We start from the raw sequence: 18,084 nt of genomic DNA on the forward strand, positions 1-18,084 counted from the left end.
TTCCGAGGATGCGTGGTGGTTTTCATTTTCGACAAGTAATGTTGCCGGTATGGCAAACGACGAGGACGTTCTCGAGTCGGTCGGACCGCGGCTGCGGGCGCTCCGCCTCGAGCGCGGTACGACCCTGGCGCAGCTGTCGGAGTCCACCGGGATCTCGGTGAGTACCCTGTCCCGGCTGGAGTCCGGGCAGCGCCGGCCGACGCTCGAGCTGCTGCTGCCACTGGCGCGCGCACACCAGGTGCAGCTGGACGAACTGGTGGACGCGCCGCCGACCGGCGACCCGCGGATCTACGCCAAGCCGATCAAACGGCACGGCACGATCCACATCCCACTGAGCCGGCGGCCGGGCGGGCTGCAGGCGTTCAAGATGATTCTTCCGGCGGGCTACCCGGGCAACGACGTCGTGCAGAAGACCCATGAGGGCTACGACTGGTTCTACGTGCTGTCCGGCCGGATCCGGCTCAAGCTCGGCGACCAAGACTTCGTCGTCAACGAGGGCGAGGTGGCCGAGTTCGACTGCCGGGTGCCGCACTGGTTCTCGAACCCGGGACCTGGACCGGCCGAGGTGCTATGTCTGTACGGCCCGCAGGGAGAGCGGATGCACGTCAGAGCGCGCACCAGATGACAGGAGACACCTCAGTGACCGTCGCGTTGTTCACGTTGGGTGGAACGATCTCGATGGCCGGCAGCCACCGACTGACCGGAGACGACCTGACCGCCGCAATGCCTGGGCTGCCCGACCTGGGTCACCAGGTGGAGATCCAGGACATCGAGAAGGTCCCGAGTGCCAACCTGACCGCAGCCAAGCTGCTCGAGGTTGTGGACGCGGCCTCCAAGGCCGTGGCCGGCGGGGCAGCGGGTGTTGTGGTCACACAAGGCACTGACACTCTCGAAGAGAGTGCCTTCCTCGCTGACCTGGTCTGGCCGCACCCGCAACCGCTTGTGTTCACAGGGGCGATGCGCAACCCGACCCTGGCCGGTCCTGACGGCCCTGCGAACCTCCTGGCCGCGCTACGCGTTGCCTGTGCCCACGTAGCACGTGACCTAGGCGCACTGGTCGTCTTCAACGAGGAGATCCACGCAGCGCGCTGGGTCCGGAAGACGCACAGCACGAGTACGGCCACCTTCGCGTCACCGAACACCGGGCCGATCGGACACGTCGTGGAGGACCAGGTGCGAGTCCTGACCCGCCCGCAGCGACTGGACGGCGTACAGGGCAGTGCTGAACCCACTGAACTCGACCGCATTCACGTGGCGCTCTACACCGTCACGCTGGACGACGACGGTCTGTTGCTGCAGGGTTTGTCCGACACGCATCAGGGCCTCGTTGTAGCCGGGTACGGTGTAGGCCACGTACCGGCCGCACTTGCTCCGGTGCTCGGCGAGCTGGCCGCGCGGATCCCCGTCGTACTGACGTCACGCACCGGCGCGGGTTCCGTCGTACGCAACACGTACCACTCCCCTGGTTCGGAAGCGGACCTGTTGCAGCGCGGGCTGATCGACGGCGGGTTCCTCGATCCGTACAAGGCGCGGGTGCTACTTCGGTTGCTCTTGGCAACCGACGATGACGTCGAGACGGCCTTCTCGCAGTACGCCTAGCTGAGCGACGCGGCCTTACCCATCAGGTAGTCGCGTTCCGGCAGGCTCGTCGTACCGCGGGCCGCCGCCCGGAAGTGCCCGGCGGCGGTCTCACGGTCGCCACGCAGCTCGTACAGGTGCCCGCGGGTCGCGTCGAGGCGGTAGTGCCCTGCCAGTTCGGCGTCCAGCGGTTCGAGCAGCTTCAGGCCGGCGTCGGGGCCGTCGACCATGGCGGCCGCGATCGCCCGGTTGAGCTTCACCATCGGGTTGCCCGACAGGTTCTCGAGCAGGCCGTACAGGGCGAGGATCTGCGGCCAGTCGGTCTCCTCGGCGCGGTCCACCTCGTCGTGCAGCGCGGCGATCGCGGCCTGCAGTTGGTACTCCCCGAGCGGTGGCGTGTCGAACGCCTCGACCGCGAGCTCCACGCCCTCGGTGATGTAGTCGTGGTTCCACAGCGACCGGTCCTGCTCCGCCAGCGGGACGAGCTCTCCGGCCTTGCCGGTCCGCGCGTCCCGTCTCGCGTCGGTGAGCAGCATCAGAGCAAGCAGGCCGGTCACAGGTCCGTCCTCGGGCAGCTGAGCGCGTACTGCCCGCGTAAGGCGGATCGCCTCACTCGAGAGGTCACTCCGGTGCAGCTCGGGCCCGCTGGAGCTGGTGTAGCCCTCGTTGAACATCAGGTACAGCACGTGCAGCACGTTGCGCAGCCGGTCCGGGTTGGTGTCGAGCTCGAAGCTCGAGCCCTTGAGCTTCGACTTGGCACGGCTGATCCGCTGCGCCATCGTCGCTTCCGGCACGAGGTACGCCGTCGCGATCTCGGCTGTGGTGAGCCCGCCGACCGCTCTCAGCGTCAGGGCGATCGCTGACGCCGGGGTCAGCTCAGGGTGGCAGCACAGGAACAGCAGGCGGAGGGTGTCGTCGTACTCCTCCACCTCGCCCAGCGGAACCTCGCGGAGCGCGGAACGTTCTTCACGGCGCCGGCGCGCCTGCTGCTGGCGTACTTCGTCGATGAACCGTCTGGAGGCCGTCTGGATCAGCCAGGCCTTCGGGTTGTCCGGACGCCCGTCCCGCGGCCAGGTGGTCGCGGCTGCGAGCAGGGCTTCCTGTACGGCGTCCTCGGCCGCGGCGAAGTCACCGGACCAGCGCACGACAGCACCGAGGACCTGCGGCGTCAGCTCACGCAGCAGGTCCTCGAACCCCTCGTCAGTAGTCTTCGAGATCGCCATCCGCATCCATCAGCCGGCGGACCTCGATCGGTTGTTCCAGCGGTACGCCACCCGGCCCGGGAGCGCTCGACTGCTCCGCCGCGATCTCCAACGCCCTCTCCTCCGACTCCACGTCGATCAACGTGTAGCCGGCCAGGACCTCCTTCGACTCCGCGTACGGCCCGTCGGTCAGGACCGGGGAGCTCACGCCCGTCGCTCGCACGACCTTGGCGTGCTTGGGCCAGGTCAGTGCGTTCACCTCGACCAGTTCGCCGCTCTTGCGCAGCCGTTCGATGCTGTCGCCCAGGTGTTTCATGTGGGCGTCCATGTCGGCCTTGTCCCACTCGAGCATCGGGACGTCGCAGTTCCCGCCGTCCATGTTCATCAGCAGCATGAACTTCGTCATCAGGTCCTCCTAGTACGGGTTGTTTACCCGGGGACGGAGCCGGTGGCCGGTTCTCGACATCAGTCCAGCAGCGCGTCGACGAACTGCTCGGGGTCGAACGGCGCCAGGTCGTCGGGGCCTTCGCCCAGGCCGACCAGCTTCACCGGTACGCCGAGTTCGCGCTGGACCGCGATCACGATGCCGCCCTTGGCCGTACCGTCCAGCTTGGTCAGCACCAGGCCGGTCACGTTGATGACCTCGGCGAACACGCGCGCCTGGGTGAGGCCGTTCTGACCGGTGGTGGCGTCGATGACCAGCAGCACCTCGTCGACCTCGGCGGTCTTCTCGATCACCCGCTTCACCTTGCCGAGCTCGTCCATCAGACCGGTCTTGGTGTGCAGCCGGCCGGCGGTGTCGACGAGTACGACGTCCGCCTCCTCGTCGATGCCCTCCTTGACCGCGTCGAACGCGATGCTGGCCGGGTCGCCGCCTTCCGGACCCCGTACGGTCCGCGCGCCGACCCGCTCACCCCAGGTCTGCAGCTGGTCCGCGGCGGCCGCACGGAAGGTGTCGGCGGCTCCCAGGACCACGCGCTTGTCCTCGGCGATCAGCACCCGCGCGAGCCGGCCCACGGTGGTGGTCTTGCCGGTGCCGTTCACCCCGACCATCAGGACGACCGCGGGTTGGCCGTCCTTGCGGCTCGCGTTCAGCGACCGGTCCATCGTCGGATCGACCAGGCTCACCAGCTCCTCGCGGAGGATCTCCCGGGCGTGAGCGGCGCCGGTGCCCTCGACGCGCATCCTGGTGCGCAGCTTCTCGACCAGCTCCTGGGTCGGCGCCACACCCACATCAGCGGTGATCAGCGTGGTCTCGATGTCCTCCCACGCCTCCTCGTCGAGCTTGTCCCGGGACAGCAGCGCGAGCAGACCCTTGCCGAGCGAGCCCTGCGAACGGGCCAGGCGAGCGCGCAGCCGGACCAAGCGGCCCTGCGCGGACTCCGGCTTCTCGACCGCCGGCGCAGCCTCCGGGAGCTCGGTGTCCTCGAGCGTGCGGGTCGGTGTGTCGCGCGGCTCTCCGGCGTCCTCGCCGACCTGGGGCTCCGGGGCCTCGACCTCCGGCTTGGTGGCCGACGGCAACTCCCCGCGCCGCCTCCGGGCGACGACCAGGCCGGTGGTACCGACAACCAGGACGACCGCGATCACGACCACGATCGTGATCAGCGCCTGGTCGGTGAGCATCGAGATCAGCTGTGGGATCAACACGGTTCCCCATCTTGACAGACGCCCGGCCCGTCGCAGGCATTCGTCACGTCAGGCAAACCTGCTGTCGCGGTACGTGACGGGGTACCAGCTCGGGGCGATGGGTGAGCAGGACCACCGTCCTCTGCCCCGCGGCGGCGAACAGGTCGGCCAGCAAGGCCCGGCCGGTCTCCTCGTCCAGGTGCTCGGTCGGCTCGTCCAGGACGAGTACGTCGCGCTCGGCGAGCAGCAGGCGGGCGAACGCGAGCCGCTGCCGCTCGCCGCCGGACAGGCGCGCGCCGTGCTCGCCGACCATCGTGTCGAGGCCGTCCGGGAGGTTCTCGACGAAGATCCCGAGGCGGGCGCGGTAGAGCGCCTTCCAGAGCTGCAAGTCGCTCACGCCGGGCTTGGCGAGGAGGAGGTTCTCACGGATGGTCGTGTCGAAGACGTGGCTCTCCTGGGTCAGCAGACCGACCACTGACCGCACTTGGTCGCCCTCCAGCTTGGAGAGGTCTACGCCGTCCAGGAGGACCTCTCCGCCACGGGGCTCGAGGAAACGGAGCAGTACGGCTGCCAGCGTGCTCTTGCCTGAACCGCTCGGGCCGGTGATAACCACGCGGCTCCCGGCGGGCAGGTCGAGGCTGAGGCCGTCCAGTACGTCGGTGTCGTCGTACCCGACTCGTAGGAGGTTCACGTGCAGGTCGCGGCCTGGTGGGAGCGTTACCGGGTTCGCAGGCTCGGTTACTGGTACTGGGGTGTCCATGAGTTCTTGGACGCGGGCCAGGGAGGCTCGTACGCGGATGGCTAGTTGGGCGGCGGCGGGGATTCCGCCGAGTACGTCGGCGAGGGCCAGCGGGGTGAATACCAGTACGGCGAAGACGGCACCGGTGATGTTCGCCGTACTGCCGAGGACGAGGGCTGCGACGCTGGCGCCGCCGATGCACAGGACGAGAAGAGCGCTGCCCAGGCCGGCGCTCCAGGCGGACCGTCGTTCCGCCCGCGCCAGGAGGGCGTCACGGTCTGTGAAGTCCTTCAGGACTGTGTCTACAGCGTTGTAGGCCAGTACGTCGGCTGCCGTGAGCAGTGTCTCGGTGGTGGTGGCTGCCACGTCTCCGCGGGCGCCGGCGAGATTGCGCTCGGCGTGCTGTGCGCTGCGGGCTGTGAGCCACGGTACGACTGTGCAAGCCACGAGAACTGCCAGGGCGACCGCGGCACCGGCCGCTGGTAGTAGCAACGCCAGCAGGGCGACTGTGGCGGCAGCTGTCACCGCGGCCACTGCTACAGGCAGCAGCACTCGCAGCCACAGGTCCAGTACCGCATCCACATCCAGCACCAACCGCGCCAGCAGGTCCCCCTTCCGCTGACCACTGAGTGGCGCCAGCTTCTCCAATCGCCCGGTGATCCGCCCGCGCGTCTCCCCCAACACCCGGTACGCCGCGTCATGCCCCACGAGCCGCTCCACGTACCGGAACACGCCCCGCCCAACCCCGAACGCCCGCACAGCCACAATCGGCACCATCAACAACAAAACCGGAGGCTGCCCCGCAGCCGCCGTAATCAACCAGGCCGAGGTCGCCAACAACCCAACCGAAGCCCCCGCCGCCCCCACCCCAAGCACCAAAGCCAAGCCCAGCCGCCACCCAGCCCCGCCCCGGGGCCGCGCCAACTCCAACCCATTCATGCGTTCACCAACTCTCGTGCCCCCACGGCGACTGTGCGGTCGACGGCTGCGATTAGTGCGGGGCGGTGGGCGACCATGAGGATTGTTCTGCCGGTGGTGCGGAGGCTGTGGATAACTGCGGCTTCTGTGGCTGGGTCGAGGCCTGCGGTTGGTTCGTCCAGGAGTAGGACGGGGGCTTCGGTGAGGAGGGCTCGGGCCAGGGCTACTCGGCGTTGTTGGCCGCCGGAGAGTTGGTGGCCTTGTTCGCCTACCTGTTTGTCGAGTGGGAGGTCGGGGGCGCCGGCGGTGGTGAGGGCGGCGCGGACCTGAGCGTCGGTGGCATCGGGGCGGGACAGGCGAATGTTGTCGGCGACGGTGCCCAGGCGGAGACCGGGAGTTTGCGGCACCCAGGCGAACTGGCGGCGCCACTCGGCTGGGTCGAACTCGTCGGCGGCGCTCCCGCCGGCCACGACCACCCCGCGTTCGGGGGTGACGAAGCCGAGCAGGACCGAGAGGACCGTCGACTTGCCGGCGCCGCTCGGGCCGGTGAGTGCGACCACCTCACCAGGGTGGAGCTCCAGGTCGAAGCCTTCCAGCGCCGGCTCCGTACGGCCCGGGTACGTCACGGCCACGTCGTACAGCTGAAGAGCAGTCACCCGCAGATCAGGTACGTCCGAACGCTCCCCCCGCACTGGCAGCGGCGTCTCCAGCACACGGAACACCTCTTCGCTCGCCGCGACACCGTCAGCACTCGCATGGAACTGCATCCCGACCTGCCGCAACGGCAGATAAGCCTCCGGCGCCAAGATCAGCACCATCAACGCAGTCTCCAGCCCGAGCTTCCCGTCCACCAACCGCAGCCCGACGCCAACCGCAACCAGCGCCACCGACAGGCTGGCCAGCAACTCCAGCGCGAACGACGACAGGAACGCGACCCGCAGGCTCCCCATCGACGCAGCCCGATGCTGATCGGTCACCCGTCGTACGGCGGACTCCTGCGCCTTGGCACGGCCGAACAGCTTCAGCGTGGTCAGTCCACCGACAACATCCGCGAAGTGATGCGCCAGCACGGCCAGCGCATGCTGCCGACGGCGGCTACGCGCCTGTGTCACCCAGCCGATCAGCACCATGAAGATCGGGATCAGCGGCAGCGTGACCACCACGGTCCCCGCAGCAATCAGATCACCAGTAGCCATCCACCCGATCACACCGGCAGGCACGGTCGACGCCAGCACGAGCTGCGGCAGGTAGCGAGCGAAGTACGGATCAAGATCGTCCAAGCCCTTTGTCAGCAGCGTTGTGAGCGCACTGCTGCGTTCGCTACTCAGCCACACCGGCCCGAGCTTCAACGAGTGCTCCAGCACTTGCCGACGCAACGTCGACTTCACGGTGGCCGCTGCACGTTGCGCGACGACCTCCTGCGCCCACACCAGCAACGCCCGACCAGCCACCACAGCCCCTAGACCCCACGCGACCGCACCGACCCCGCTGCCCCGCAGTACGACGCCTGCGATGCCATGGGCCAGCAGCACCGCCTGCGCGATGATCAGCACGCCACTAGCAACACCGATCAGCACGGACCCAGCCAGGAACACCCGTGCACCACGTGCGCGACGCAGCAGCCGCGGGTCGAGCGGCTTCATGCGGCCACGACCCGCTTGCGGAACACCCAGTACGTCCAGCCCTGGTACAGCAGCACCAGCGGCAGGAAGATCGCCGTGATGATCGTCATCGCCTTCAGCGTGTACGGCGAGGAGGCGGCATCGGCTGCGGTGAGGGAAGTGCCCGGAAGCGTCGACGGCATCACGTCCGGGAAGAGCGCGACGAACAGCGACACCACGGCCAGTCCGATCGCGAGCGTTGTACCGACGAAGGCCCAGCCCTCACGGCGCAGTACGTTCGCGACCAGCCCGCCCGCGAACGCAACGATCGCGGCGACCGTGAGCACGACCGACGCGACGTCCCCACGCATGGACTGCGCCCACACCAGGAACGCGATCGTCAGCACCGCGGCGACCACACCCGCACGGGTAGCGAGCCGGTTCGCGCGGACCCGCAGGTCGTCGGTCGTCCGCAGCGCCAGGAAGATCGCGCCGTGCGTCACGAAGACAGCCACGAACGTCAGCCCGCCGAGCAGCGCGAACGGGTTCAGCAACGTCCCGAAGCTGCCGACGTACTCGTGCGCGTCGTCCAGCGGTACGCCGCGCACGATGTTGCCGAAGGCAACGCCCCACAGCAGCGCGGGCAGCACCGAGCCGACCACGATCATCAGGTCCATCCGGGACCGCCACGCCGGATCGTCCCGCTTCCCGCGGTACTCCAGCGCGACGCCGCGGACGATCAGCCCGACCAGGATGAAGAACAACGGCAGGTAGAACCCGCTGAACAGCGTCGCGTACCACTCCGGGAACGCGGCGAAGGTCGCAGCGCCCGCCATGATCAGCCAGACCTCGTTGCCGTCCCAAACCGGCCCGATCGTCTCGATCGCGGCCCGACGTTCGGTCTCGTTCCGGCCGAGCACGCGGTGCAGCATGCCGACGCCGAAGTCGAAGCCCTCGAGCACGAAGTACCCCGTCCACAGCATCGCGATCGCGATGAACCACACAGTCGTCAGTTCCATCTCGAGCCCCTCAGTACGCGAACGACAGTGGTTTGTCGGGTTGGTCCGACCCGGTGTCCGGTGGTGCGTCGGTCCCGGCCAGGCCGCCGCGGATCGTCCGCAGCATCAGCTTGACCTCGACCACCGCGAGCGCGCCGTACAGCGCGGTGAACCCGACCAGCGACGTGATCACCTCGCCGCTGGTCGTGCCCGGCGAGACACCCGATGCCGTCGGCAACAACCCGAACACCAGCCAGGGCTGCCGCCCGGTCTCGGTGAAGATCCAGCCGAACGTGTTCGCGATCAGCGGCAACAGCGGGAGCGGGGCCGCGACCCAGATCAGCCACCGCGCCGGTGCGCGGCCGCGGCGGGTCGTCCACAGCAGCCAGAGCGCGATCGCGGCGGACAGCATCCCGACGCCGATCATCAGCCGGAACGTCCAGTACGTCAGCGGGATGTTCGGCTTGTACGAGCCCGGGCCGTAGAGCTGTTCGTACGCGTCCTGCAGCGAGTTGATGCCCTTCACCTCGCCGCCGAAGTGCCCGGTCGCGAGGAACGACAGCAGGTACGGCGCCTTGATCGAGAAGATCTCCTTCGACCCGTCCAGCGTGCCGACGGTGAACACCGAGAACGACGCCGGTTTCTCGGTCTCGTACAGCGCCTCGGCCGCCGCCATCTTCATCGGCTGCACCTCGGTCATCACCTTGCCCTGCAGGTCACCGCTGATCGCCACACCGACACTGGCGACCAAGACGACCGAGGCGCCGATCTTCAGAGCGCTCCGGAAGACGTCCCGGTCGACGGACGGCCGCCGGATCAGGTGCCACAGCGCAACGCCGGCGACGAACGCCCCGCCGACCATGAACGCGGCGAAGATCGTGTGCGGAAAGGTGACCAGGACCACCTTGTTGGTCAGCACCGCCCACAGATCCGTCAGCTCGGCCCGGCCCCGCGAGGCGTTGTAGCGGAAGCCGACCGGGTTCTGCATCCACGAGTTGGCGGCCAGGATGAAGTACGCCGAGAGTTGCGTGCCGAGTACGACCATCCAGATGCAGCCGAGGTGGACGAGCTTCGGCAGCCGTTCCCAGCCGAAGATCCACAGGCCGATGAACGTCGACTCGAGGAAGAACGCCAGCAGCCCCTCGAGCGCCAGCGGCGCACCGAACACGTCGCCGACGAACCGGGAGTAGTCGCTCCAGTTCATCCCGAACTGGAACTCCTGCACCAGGCCGGTGACCACGCCCATCGCGATGTTGATCAGGAACAGCTTCCCGTAGAACTTGGTCAGCCGGAGGTACTTCTCCTTCCCGGTCCGGTACCACGCGGTCTGCAGGCCGGCGGTGATCGCGACCAGCGAGATCGTCACCGGCACGAAGAAGAAGTGGTACACGGTGGTGATCGCGAACTGCCACCGCGCCAGGTCCAGGGTGTCCATCGGAAGGCCTCCCAGCCCATCTACGACGTTACGTAGTAGATGTTACCCCAGATCTACTACGACCTGTAGTTATACTGATCGCGTGGCGAGTGAGGAGAAGGCACCGCGTCCCCTGGGTGACCTGGAACGCCTGGTGATGGAACAGCTCTGGGCGGCTCCGGCAGCGCTGACCGTGCGCGAGGTCCACGAGCAGCTGTCCAGCACGCGTGAGCTCGCGTACACCACCGTGATGACCGTTCTGGACCGGCTGGCGAAGAAGAAGCTGACCGAGCGCGAGCGCGACGGCAAGGCCTGGCGCTACCGGGCGGCCGCGCCCCGCGAGGAACTGGCCGCGGACCTGATGCGGGACGCTCTGGACAAGGCCGGCGACCGCCGTGCGGCCCTGGTCCGTTTTGTCGGCCAGGTCACCGACGAAGAGGCTGCGCTGCTCCGCGACGCTCTGTCCCGTCTGGACGAGCAGGGGTGACTGCCCCGGTCCTGCTGGCCGTCCTGGCGCTGGTACTGACCGGCCCGGCTCCGGCTCTGCTGGCTCGTTCCAACTGGCCCTACCGGGTCCCCCGCGCTGCCGTGATCCTCTGGCAGTCAATCGCCTTGGCCGCGGTACTGGCTGCGCTCGGTGCGGGCATCTCGTTGTCGTACTGGATCGCTGGACGGCCCGGTCAGCCTCGGTTCGACCCGTCGTCGCCACGGGACCTACTGGCCGCACTGATCCTCGCCATGGTTGCCCTGGTCGTCGTACGGCTGCTCTGGGCCGAAGGACGCGTCGCGGTCGGTACCAGGGCCAGACGTAAACGGCACCGCGACCTGGTCGACGTACTAGCAACACCGGACGGACTCATCCCGGGGTTGCGCGTACTGGCCGAAGAGACACCGCTCGCGTACTGCCTGCCTGCACTGCGTGGAGCCCGTGTTGTCGTCTCGGTCGGCGCACTGGATCGCCTGGACGACAGCGAACTCAAGGCAGTACTGGCACACGAGCAGGCGCACCTGCGTGCACGGCACGACCTCGTGCTCGAGGAGTTCACCGCACTGCACCACGCCTTCCCCCGCTGGGTGCGGAGCGACGTAGCACTCGAGCAGGCGCGCACGCTGGTCGAGCTGCTCGCAGACGACGACGCCCGCCGCCGCAACGGCGCACGGCCTCTCGCGCGCGCACTGGTTGCTCTTGCTGGAGCACCTGCGCCCGACGCGGCGCTGGCCGCAGCCAAGTCCGCGACAGTACTACGGGTACAACGCCTCGCAGGTCCCGCCGGCAACGAACGTGCTTTGTCCGCGGTCACCTACGCGGCCGCGGCAGCGCTACTGGTCCTGCCCACGATCACCGTCGCCGCGCCGATCGTGAAGGCGATCGTGGACGCGGTCAGCTAACCGAACCGTTTGCCCTCGCCTCGCGCGACGGCCAGGAGCACCAGCCCCGACAGAACCAACAGAACAACCATGGTGACGACGAATGTCAGCACTTCTCTCCCCGGATCCCCACACCCAACACAGAACCTGACGTACCTAACGCGGCAGAAGTTCCCCGAATGCCTTGGCGATTTCGTCGACCTGCCAATCCAGCGTCATCGGCGTGATCACCAGCTCGACCCACGACCACCCCGGTACGTCGGCCGCCGTCCACGGACCGCACAACGACTCGCGGGTCCGCTCCATCCGCTCCACGGCGGCGCGCTCGATCGACTCGGCCGCACGCGGCGCGTAGACCCGGAACGAGTTCGTGTGCGGCGGCTCCGGGAAGACCCGGAAACCCTCGCTCTGCAAGGACATCGCGACCTCGACGGCCCGTTCGTGCAGGTCGTCCATCAGCGGCAGCACGGTCCGCAGGCCGTTCCGCGCGGACACGGCGTACGGGAACATCGAGAACAGGTTGCCGCCGAGCCGGCGCTGCCACCGGCGGACCTCGGCGATCATGTCCTCGGGTCCGGCGAGGGCGGCACCGCTGATGCCGCCGAGGATCTTGTAGAACGACACGTACACGGTCGACGCCAGCGCACCGATCTCGGCGAGGCTGCGGCCGAGGTACGGCGTGCTCTCCCAGAGGCGGGCGCCGTCGAGGTGCAGCGGTACGCCGCGCTCGGCGCACGACCTGGAGAACACGACGAGCTCGTCCCACGTCGGCAGTACGAACCCTGCGTCGCGCAACGGAAGCTCCAGCGTGACGGCGGCGAGGTTGCCGGGGATCGCAGCCAGCTCGTCCGGACGCGGCTGGCGCGGCTCCGACGTCATCCGCTCGATGCGCAGGTGGTGTACCTCCTCGAGCGCGTTCAGCTCGTGGACCAGGAGGTGTGCCAGTCCGTGGACTGCGACCCGGCTGGTCCCGGCACGGTCGGCGTACACCCGTAGCACTGCCTGCTGGGCCATGATGCCGGTCGGGAGGAACACCGCAGCCGGCTTGCCGAGGAGCTCGGCGACCTCCTGCTCCAGCGCCGCTACCTCGCCACCGTTGCCGTAGACATCTACCTGGTCGGCTGTCGCCGCCTCCGCGAGCTCCCGCAGCCGGTCTGCTGCCGGCAGCCGCCGGCTGGAAAGCCAACGCTCACAGTTGTCCGCCGCGTTCTTCCGGCGCTCTCGCAGGTCCTCGGAGGTAGTAGCCACGCCTCCATCTTCTCCTGTTCAGATCGTGGCTGTGACCAGGTGCTTGCCCTGCACCGTTCTGATCTCTACCGAATGCACTTCATCCAGCGGGATCAGTACGCCGCCACCGAACGTACTGCCGTTTTCTGCGGCCTTCTTCGAGACCTCCCAGCTACCTGCGATCCACGTGTAGCCCTCGTTGTTCGTGACGACCATCTCGCACTGGTCACCAGCCCTGAGACCGGACAGCTGGACTTGTACCCAGCTCCAGCCCGGCCGTGGCTCCACAGTCGCTGTCATCCGTGTACCGGTGTTGGTGTCGACCGTGCTCACCTGCTTGGACCCCGCGACCGCCTGGTCGTCGTTCGGCGCCGTAGACCGTCCGAGCGCGACGCCACCGCCCAGAGCACCAGCCACCAGTACGAACGCAGCCGCAACCAGCAGCCAGGGTGAGCGCCGCCTAGGCCTTACCGGCTCTGGACGGACCTCGCGCAGCGTCCGCTGCAGCATGAGGTCGCCGCCCTCAGGTGCGCCGTCCAGGAAGGCCTCCGGCGGTACCTCACCCAGGAGGTCCTTCAGCTCGGCCAGCTCGGCCACTTCCGCCCTGCACTCAGCACAGGTGGCCAGGTGCTCCTCGACCTCGGCGATGTCAGCCGGCTCCAGCGCACCCAGGACATAGGCGCCCAGCTGCGTACGGTCGTGCTCACTCATGGGACACCTCCTCCTCGGACTTCTCTGCCAACACCGTGCGCAGAGCTCGGAGGGCGTAGTACGAACGCGATTTCACGGTACCGGGCGGCACGCCCAGCTCCTTCGCAGCTTCTGCCACGGACCGGCCGCGGTAGTACAGCTGCACCAGTACTTCACGGTGCTCGGGCGACACCTTGTCCAGCGCCGCCATCACCACCATGGTGTTCACCACGGACTCGGAGTGATCCCCCTCGACCGGTGGTCTGTCCAGTACGTCGGCCACCTCGGCCGGCCGCGCCGCTCTGGCCCGGGCCCGGTCGGTGACCAGGTTCCGCGCCACGGTCAGCAGCCAGCCCCGTACCGACCCCTTCCCGGCGGCCAGGTCGTCGGCATGCTTCCACGCCCGCAGCAGGGTTTCCTGTACGACGTCCTCGGCCGCGGCCCGGTCTCCGGTCAAACGGGTCGCGTACGCGAGCAGGCTGCGCCCGTGCTCGGCGTACAGCGCGCGTATCAGGGTCTCGGCGTCGCGCCGTCCCGGGGTGTCACCCACCGACCGCACGATACCGGGATCACGAGGCGCCGACACCAGGACAGCACCGACCGAATCAGTAACCGCCACGGCCACTACACGTACGCCCGCCCGGACCGGTTCAACTATCGTCACCGGCATGAGCCAGGAAATCCCCGCACCGGTCCAGCGCGCCCTGGACGCCATCGACGCCCTCGACAACGACGCCTTCGTCGCAGCCTTCGCCCCCGACGGCTACGTCGACGACTGGGGCCGCCAGTTCCGCGGCCCGGACCAGATCCGCACCTGGAGCACCAACGAGCTGATCGGCAAACAAGCCACGTTCACCAACACCGAGATCAGCACCCCCGGCAACCCCGTCACCATCCTCACCCAGGTCGGCGGCCAGGCTTCAACGGCCCCTCCCACTTCACCTTCACCATCCAGGACGATCAACTCACCTCGATGACCATCACTGCCTAGACGGGTTCGGGTTCGCGGATGCGTTGGGAGATTACTGCGGAGACGCCGTCGCCGCGCATGGTGACGCCGTAGAGGGCGTCGGCCACCTCCATGGTGCGCTTCTGGTGGGTGATGACCAGGAGCTGGCTGTTCTCGCGGAGTTCCTCGTAGATCTCCAGGAGGCGGCCCAGGTTGGTGTCGTCGAGGGCAGCCTCCACCTCGTCGAGGATGTAGAACGGCGACGGGCGGGCCTTGAACAGGGCGACCAGGAAGGCGACGGCCACCAGCGAGCGCTCACCACCGGACAGCAGCGACAGGCGCTTGACCTTCTTGCCCGGTGGGCGGGCCTCGACGTCGATGCCGGTGGTCAGCATGTCGGACGGATCGGTCAGCACCAGCCGGCCCTCGCCGCCGGGGAACAGCCGGCTGAAGACGTGCTCGAACGCGATCTCGACGTCCTGGTACGCCTGGGTGAAGACCTGCTCGACCCGCTCGTCGACCTCCTTGACGATGTCCATCAGGTCGCGGCGGGACTTCTTCAGGTCGTCGAGCTGCTCGGACAGGAAGCGGTGCCGCTCCTCCATCGCCTCGAACTCCTCGAGCGCCAGCGGGTTGATCTTGCCGAGCTGGTTCAGCGCCCGCTCGGCCTGCTTCAGCCGCTTCTCGACCTTCGTACGGTTGAACGGCTCACCCTCGCCCGGCTCGCTGTCGTCTGCTGACGGCACCGGAGGCACCAGCTGGTCCGGTCCGTACTCCGTGACCAGCGCGTCGACCTCGATACCGAGCTCGCCCAGCGCCTTCTCGTACAGCGCCTCGAGCCGCATCTTCTGCTCGGCCCGCGCCAGCGCGTCCCGGTGCACGGTGTTGGTCAGCTGCTCCAGGTCGGAGCTCAGATTCCGGGTCGCGGACCGGGCCTGCGCGAGCGCCTGCTCCCGGTCCGCCCGCTGCGCCTGGATGGCCGCCCGCTCGGAGGCCGCCAGCTGCAGCGAGGACTCCAGCCGCGCCAGCACGTGACCCGCTGCCAGATGTACGGCGTTCGCCGCCTCGGCCTGCCGCGCCCGCCGGGCCGCCCGCGCGATCGACCGCGCCCGTGCCTCCCGTTCCTGCCGCGCCGCCCGCTCCAGCGAGTCCGCTCGGCCGGACAGCGCCCGCGCCCGCTCCTCGGTGGTCCGCAGCGCCAACCGCGCCTCCATCTCGGCCGCCCGCCCCGCCTTGGCCGCCTCGGCCAGCCGGTCGCGTTCCGACGTGTCCGGCTCGTCGCCCTCCTCGTCGAACGCCTCGGCGTCCATCAGCCGCTCTTCGAGCTCGGCGAGACCGGACAGGTTCTTGTCGCGCTCGGCCTCGGCCGCCGCGATCGCCTCGGCCATCCGCTCGGCCTCGCCGCGGGACGCCTTCGCCAGCGACCCGAAGTGCCCGAGCTGCTCGGCCACCGCCGCCATCGACGCGTCCGACTCGTGCAGCCGGGCCAGCGTGATCTCGACGGACTCCTTCTGCCGGGCCCGTTCGTCCTCCATCGCCTGCAACTCGAACCGCAGCCGCTCGCTCCGCGCCGTCGCCTCGGTCAGCTTCTCCGCCGCCTCGTCGACCGCGGACTGCACCTCGATCAGGCTCGGCGCCGCGTCGGACCCGCCGTACGCGAAATGCGCTCCCAGGACGTCGCCCGCGCGCGTCGTACACGTGACGTCGGGCAGGTTCCGCACCAGCGATCGCGCCGCCGGAACGTCGTCCGCGACCGCGACCTTGCGCAGCAGCCGGCGCAGCGCGGGCCGGAGCGTCTCGGGGCATTCGACGACGTCCACGGCGTACGACGCGCCGTATGGCAGCACCGGCCACAGCGAGTAGTCGTCGGCCGGGGCGTCGCCGAGCAGCATCCCGGCGCGGCCGAGGTCGTGCTCCTTGAGGTGGCCGACGGCGTGCAGGGCCGCATCGGTGTGGGTGACGGCGACCGCGTCCGCGGCCTCCCCGAGCGCCGCCGCGATGGCCGTCTCGTACCCGGGCCGGACGCTCAGCAGCGCCGCGACCGAGCCCATCAGGCCGTTGATCTGCTCGGACGCCGCCAGCAGCGCGCCGGCCCCGTCCTTGCGGTTCAGACCGAGCTCGAGCGCTTCCTTCCGTGCCGCCAGACCGGTGCGCTCACGCTCGGCGTCGCGCTCCTCGGCCCGCAGCTTCGCCAGCCGCTCGTCCAGCTCGTCCAGTACCGCCTGGGCGCCCTCGTACTCCTCGTCGAGGCCCTTCTCGCCGGCGTCCAGCCCGGCCACCTGGGTTTCCAGCGCGGTGAAGTCGTGCTGCGCCTTGGCCGCCCGCTCCTCCGCCTCGCGGCGGTTGTTCGCCAGCCGGCCGATCTCGGACTCGGCCGCGGCGGCGCGGCTCTGCAGCGCGTTCACCTGGCCGGTCAGCCGGGCCAGGCCCTCGCGCCGGTCGGCGGCGGCCCGGATCAGCGCGGAGATCCGGCGCTCCTCCTCGGCCTCCTGCGCCTCCAGCTGCTGGCGGCGCTCGACCGACTCGGCGAGCAGCTCCGAATGCGCCTCAACCTCGGCCTCGATCTGCGCCTCGGTCTCGCGCACCCGGGCGGCCTCCAGCTCGAGCTCCTCGGGGTCGCGACCCGGCCGCGGCTCCTCGGCCTCGTCGTTCAGCGAACGGATCCGGTCCGCGGCGATCCGGGCCGTACCCTTGATCTTCTCGCCGAAGCCGGACAGCTGGTACCAGGTGTCCTGGGCGGCCTGCAGCGCCGGAGCGTCTTCGCGGAGCGCGTCCTCCAGCTCCGCCTCCAGCTCCCGCGCCTCGCGCAGCTTCGCCTCGGTCTCGGTCCGGCGTTCGGTCAGCCGGGCCTCGTCACGCAGCTCGGCCTCGAGGGCGGACTGGGCCTGGACGATGTCGTCGGCGAGCAGCCGGGCGCGGCCGTCGCGGACCTCGGCCTGGATCGTCACCGCCCGGCGCGCCACCTCCGCCTGGCGCCCGAGCGGCTTCAGCTGGCGGCGGATCTCGGTGATCAGGTCGCCGAGCCGGTGCAGGTTGCCCTCGGTGGCCTCCAGCTTCCGGATCGCCTTTTCCTTGCGCTTGCGGTGCTTCAGGACACCGGCCGCCTCCTCGACGAACCCGCGGCGGCCTTCCGGCGTGGCGCGCAGGATCGAGTCCAGCTGGCCCTGGCCCACGATGACATGCATCTCGCGGCCGATACCGGAGTCGCTGAGCAGTTCCTGGACGTCGAGCAGCCGGCAGTTCTGGCCGTTGATCTGGTAGTCGGACCCGCCGTTGCGGAACATCGTCCGGCTGATCGTCACCTCGGCGTACTCGATCGGCAGCGCGCCGTCGGAGTTGTCGATGGTGAGGACGACCTCGGCGCGCCCGAGCGGCGAGCGCCCGGAGGTGCCGGCGAAGATGACGTCCTCCATCTTGCCGCCGCGCAGCGACTTCGCGCCCTGCTCACCCATCACCCAGGCCAGTGCGTCGACGACGTTCGACTTGCCGGAGCCGTTGGGTCCGACGATGCAGGTGATGCCTGGTTCGAAGTTCATCGTCGTCGCGGACGCGAACGACTTGAAACCCCGGAGCGTCATGCTCTTCAGGTACAAGGCGAAGGTCTCCAACCCGTGAAAGGACAGACGGTACCTAAGGAACCGCCGTAGCTGTTCGTCACGCTGCCGCTACCCGGGGGAAGGTGTTCCGCTTCGCAGTCTACAAAGAGAACCACGTGAACCAGCGGAGGCCGAGCCGATCAGAGTTGGCCGGCGAAAGCGGTGGGGGCACAACATC

General features: G+C 68.9%; 16 protein-coding genes. 5 read left to right on the forward strand and 11 right to left on the reverse strand.

What is annotated here, in order from left to right:
• Nucleotides 1–49 precede the first annotated feature (49 nt).
• Complete coding sequence (locus ACFYRU_RS33765; protein ID WP_387666355.1) at nt 50–625, forward strand: helix-turn-helix domain-containing protein; 576 nt, start codon at nt 50–52, stop codon at nt 623–625.
• A 14-nt stretch (nt 626–639) separates the two neighbouring features.
• Nucleotides 640–1,599 carry an asparaginase gene (locus tag ACFYRU_RS33770; protein ID WP_387666358.1) on the forward strand — a complete coding sequence of 320 codons (960 nt, stop codon included), beginning with the start codon at nt 640–642 and terminating at the stop codon, nt 1,597–1,599.
• Here the strand turns inward: ACFYRU_RS33770 and ACFYRU_RS33775 are convergent.
• The 7 genes from ACFYRU_RS33775 to ACFYRU_RS33805 form a co-directional block, all read right to left on the reverse strand.
• The gene (locus ACFYRU_RS33775; protein ID WP_387666361.1) at nt 1,596–2,801 is read right to left on the reverse strand and encodes an RNA polymerase sigma factor; all 1,206 of its coding nucleotides are present in this window, start codon (nt 2,799–2,801) and stop codon (nt 1,596–1,598) included. The two genes, ACFYRU_RS33770 and ACFYRU_RS33775, sit on opposite strands and share 4 nt — an antisense overlap.
• Nucleotides 2,779–3,186: a YciI family protein gene (locus ACFYRU_RS33780; RefSeq protein ID WP_387666363.1), complete on the reverse strand. Its 408-nt coding sequence runs from the start codon at nt 3,184–3,186 to the stop codon at nt 2,779–2,781. Before ACFYRU_RS33780 ends, ACFYRU_RS33775 begins: the two co-directional genes overlap by 23 nt.
• Before the next feature lie 59 nt (nt 3,187–3,245).
• The gene (gene ftsY / locus ACFYRU_RS33785) at nt 3,246–4,403 is read right to left on the reverse strand and encodes a signal recognition particle-docking protein FtsY (protein ID WP_387667442.1); all 1,158 of its coding nucleotides are present in this window, start codon (nt 4,401–4,403) and stop codon (nt 3,246–3,248) included.
• A gap of 67 nt (nt 4,404–4,470) precedes the next feature.
• Nucleotides 4,471–6,084, reverse strand: coding sequence for a thiol reductant ABC exporter subunit CydC (gene cydC / locus ACFYRU_RS33790; RefSeq protein ID WP_387666366.1), 1,614 nt, complete (start codon nt 6,082–6,084; stop codon nt 4,471–4,473).
• Nucleotides 6,081–7,706, reverse strand: a complete 1,626-nt coding sequence (gene cydD, locus ACFYRU_RS33795; protein ID WP_387666369.1) for a thiol reductant ABC exporter subunit CydD — start codon at nt 7,704–7,706, stop codon at nt 6,081–6,083. Before cydD ends, cydC begins: the two co-directional genes overlap by 4 nt.
• The gene (gene cydB / locus ACFYRU_RS33800) at nt 7,703–8,683 is read right to left on the reverse strand and encodes a cytochrome d ubiquinol oxidase subunit II (protein ID WP_387666372.1); all 981 of its coding nucleotides are present in this window, start codon (nt 8,681–8,683) and stop codon (nt 7,703–7,705) included. The genes cydD and cydB overlap by 4 nt, the downstream gene beginning before the upstream one ends.
• Nucleotides 8,684–8,693: 10 nt before the next feature.
• A complete protein-coding gene (locus tag ACFYRU_RS33805; RefSeq protein ID WP_387666375.1) occupies nt 8,694–10,097 on the reverse strand; it encodes a cytochrome ubiquinol oxidase subunit I in 1,404 nt (467 codons plus the stop codon).
• 82 nt (nt 10,098–10,179) lie between these two features.
• Here ACFYRU_RS33805 and ACFYRU_RS33810 point away from each other — a divergent pair, with 82 nt between their 5' ends.
• Nucleotides 10,180–10,563 (forward strand): BlaI/MecI/CopY family transcriptional regulator, encoded by a 384-nt coding sequence (locus tag ACFYRU_RS33810; protein WP_387666378.1) that lies wholly within the window; start codon nt 10,180–10,182, stop codon nt 10,561–10,563.
• A complete protein-coding gene (locus ACFYRU_RS33815) occupies nt 10,560–11,465 on the forward strand; it encodes a M56 family metallopeptidase (protein ID WP_387666381.1) in 906 nt (301 codons plus the stop codon). The genes ACFYRU_RS33810 and ACFYRU_RS33815 overlap by 4 nt, the downstream gene beginning before the upstream one ends.
• Before the next feature lie 135 nt (nt 11,466–11,600).
• Here the strand turns inward: ACFYRU_RS33815 and ACFYRU_RS33820 are convergent, their stop codons facing one another.
• Genes ACFYRU_RS33820 through ACFYRU_RS33830 form a run of 3 tightly spaced genes read right to left on the reverse strand, consistent with a single transcriptional unit; the run spans nt 11,601 to nt 13,911 of the window.
• Entirely contained in the window at nt 11,601–12,692 is a 1,092-nt protein-coding gene (locus tag ACFYRU_RS33820) for a threonine aldolase family protein (protein WP_387666384.1), read from the reverse strand.
• An 18-nt stretch (nt 12,693–12,710) separates the two neighbouring features.
• Nucleotides 12,711–13,382 carry an anti-sigma factor family protein gene (locus ACFYRU_RS33825; protein WP_387666387.1) on the reverse strand — a complete coding sequence of 224 codons (672 nt, stop codon included), beginning with the start codon at nt 13,380–13,382 and terminating at the stop codon, nt 12,711–12,713.
• The gene (locus ACFYRU_RS33830) at nt 13,375–13,911 is read right to left on the reverse strand and encodes a sigma-70 family RNA polymerase sigma factor (RefSeq protein WP_387666390.1); all 537 of its coding nucleotides are present in this window, start codon (nt 13,909–13,911) and stop codon (nt 13,375–13,377) included. The genes ACFYRU_RS33825 and ACFYRU_RS33830 overlap by 8 nt, the downstream gene beginning before the upstream one ends.
• Nucleotides 13,912–14,029: 118 nt before the next feature.
• Here ACFYRU_RS33830 and ACFYRU_RS33835 point away from each other — a divergent pair, with 118 nt between their 5' ends.
• A complete protein-coding gene (locus ACFYRU_RS33835) occupies nt 14,030–14,338 on the forward strand; it encodes a nuclear transport factor 2 family protein (RefSeq protein WP_387666392.1) in 309 nt (102 codons plus the stop codon).
• 10 nt (nt 14,339–14,348) lie between these two features.
• On the opposite strand, the gene smc is transcribed toward ACFYRU_RS33835, so the two are convergent.
• Entirely contained in the window at nt 14,349–17,903 is a 3,555-nt protein-coding gene (gene smc, locus ACFYRU_RS33840; RefSeq protein ID WP_387667444.1) for a chromosome segregation protein SMC, read from the reverse strand.
• Nucleotides 17,904–18,084: the final 181 nt, after the last annotated feature.

This window comes from Kribbella sp. NPDC004536 (assembly GCF_042873835.1).
In the GTDB taxonomy this organism is placed as follows: domain Bacteria; phylum Actinomycetota; class Actinomycetes; order Propionibacteriales; family Kribbellaceae; genus Kribbella.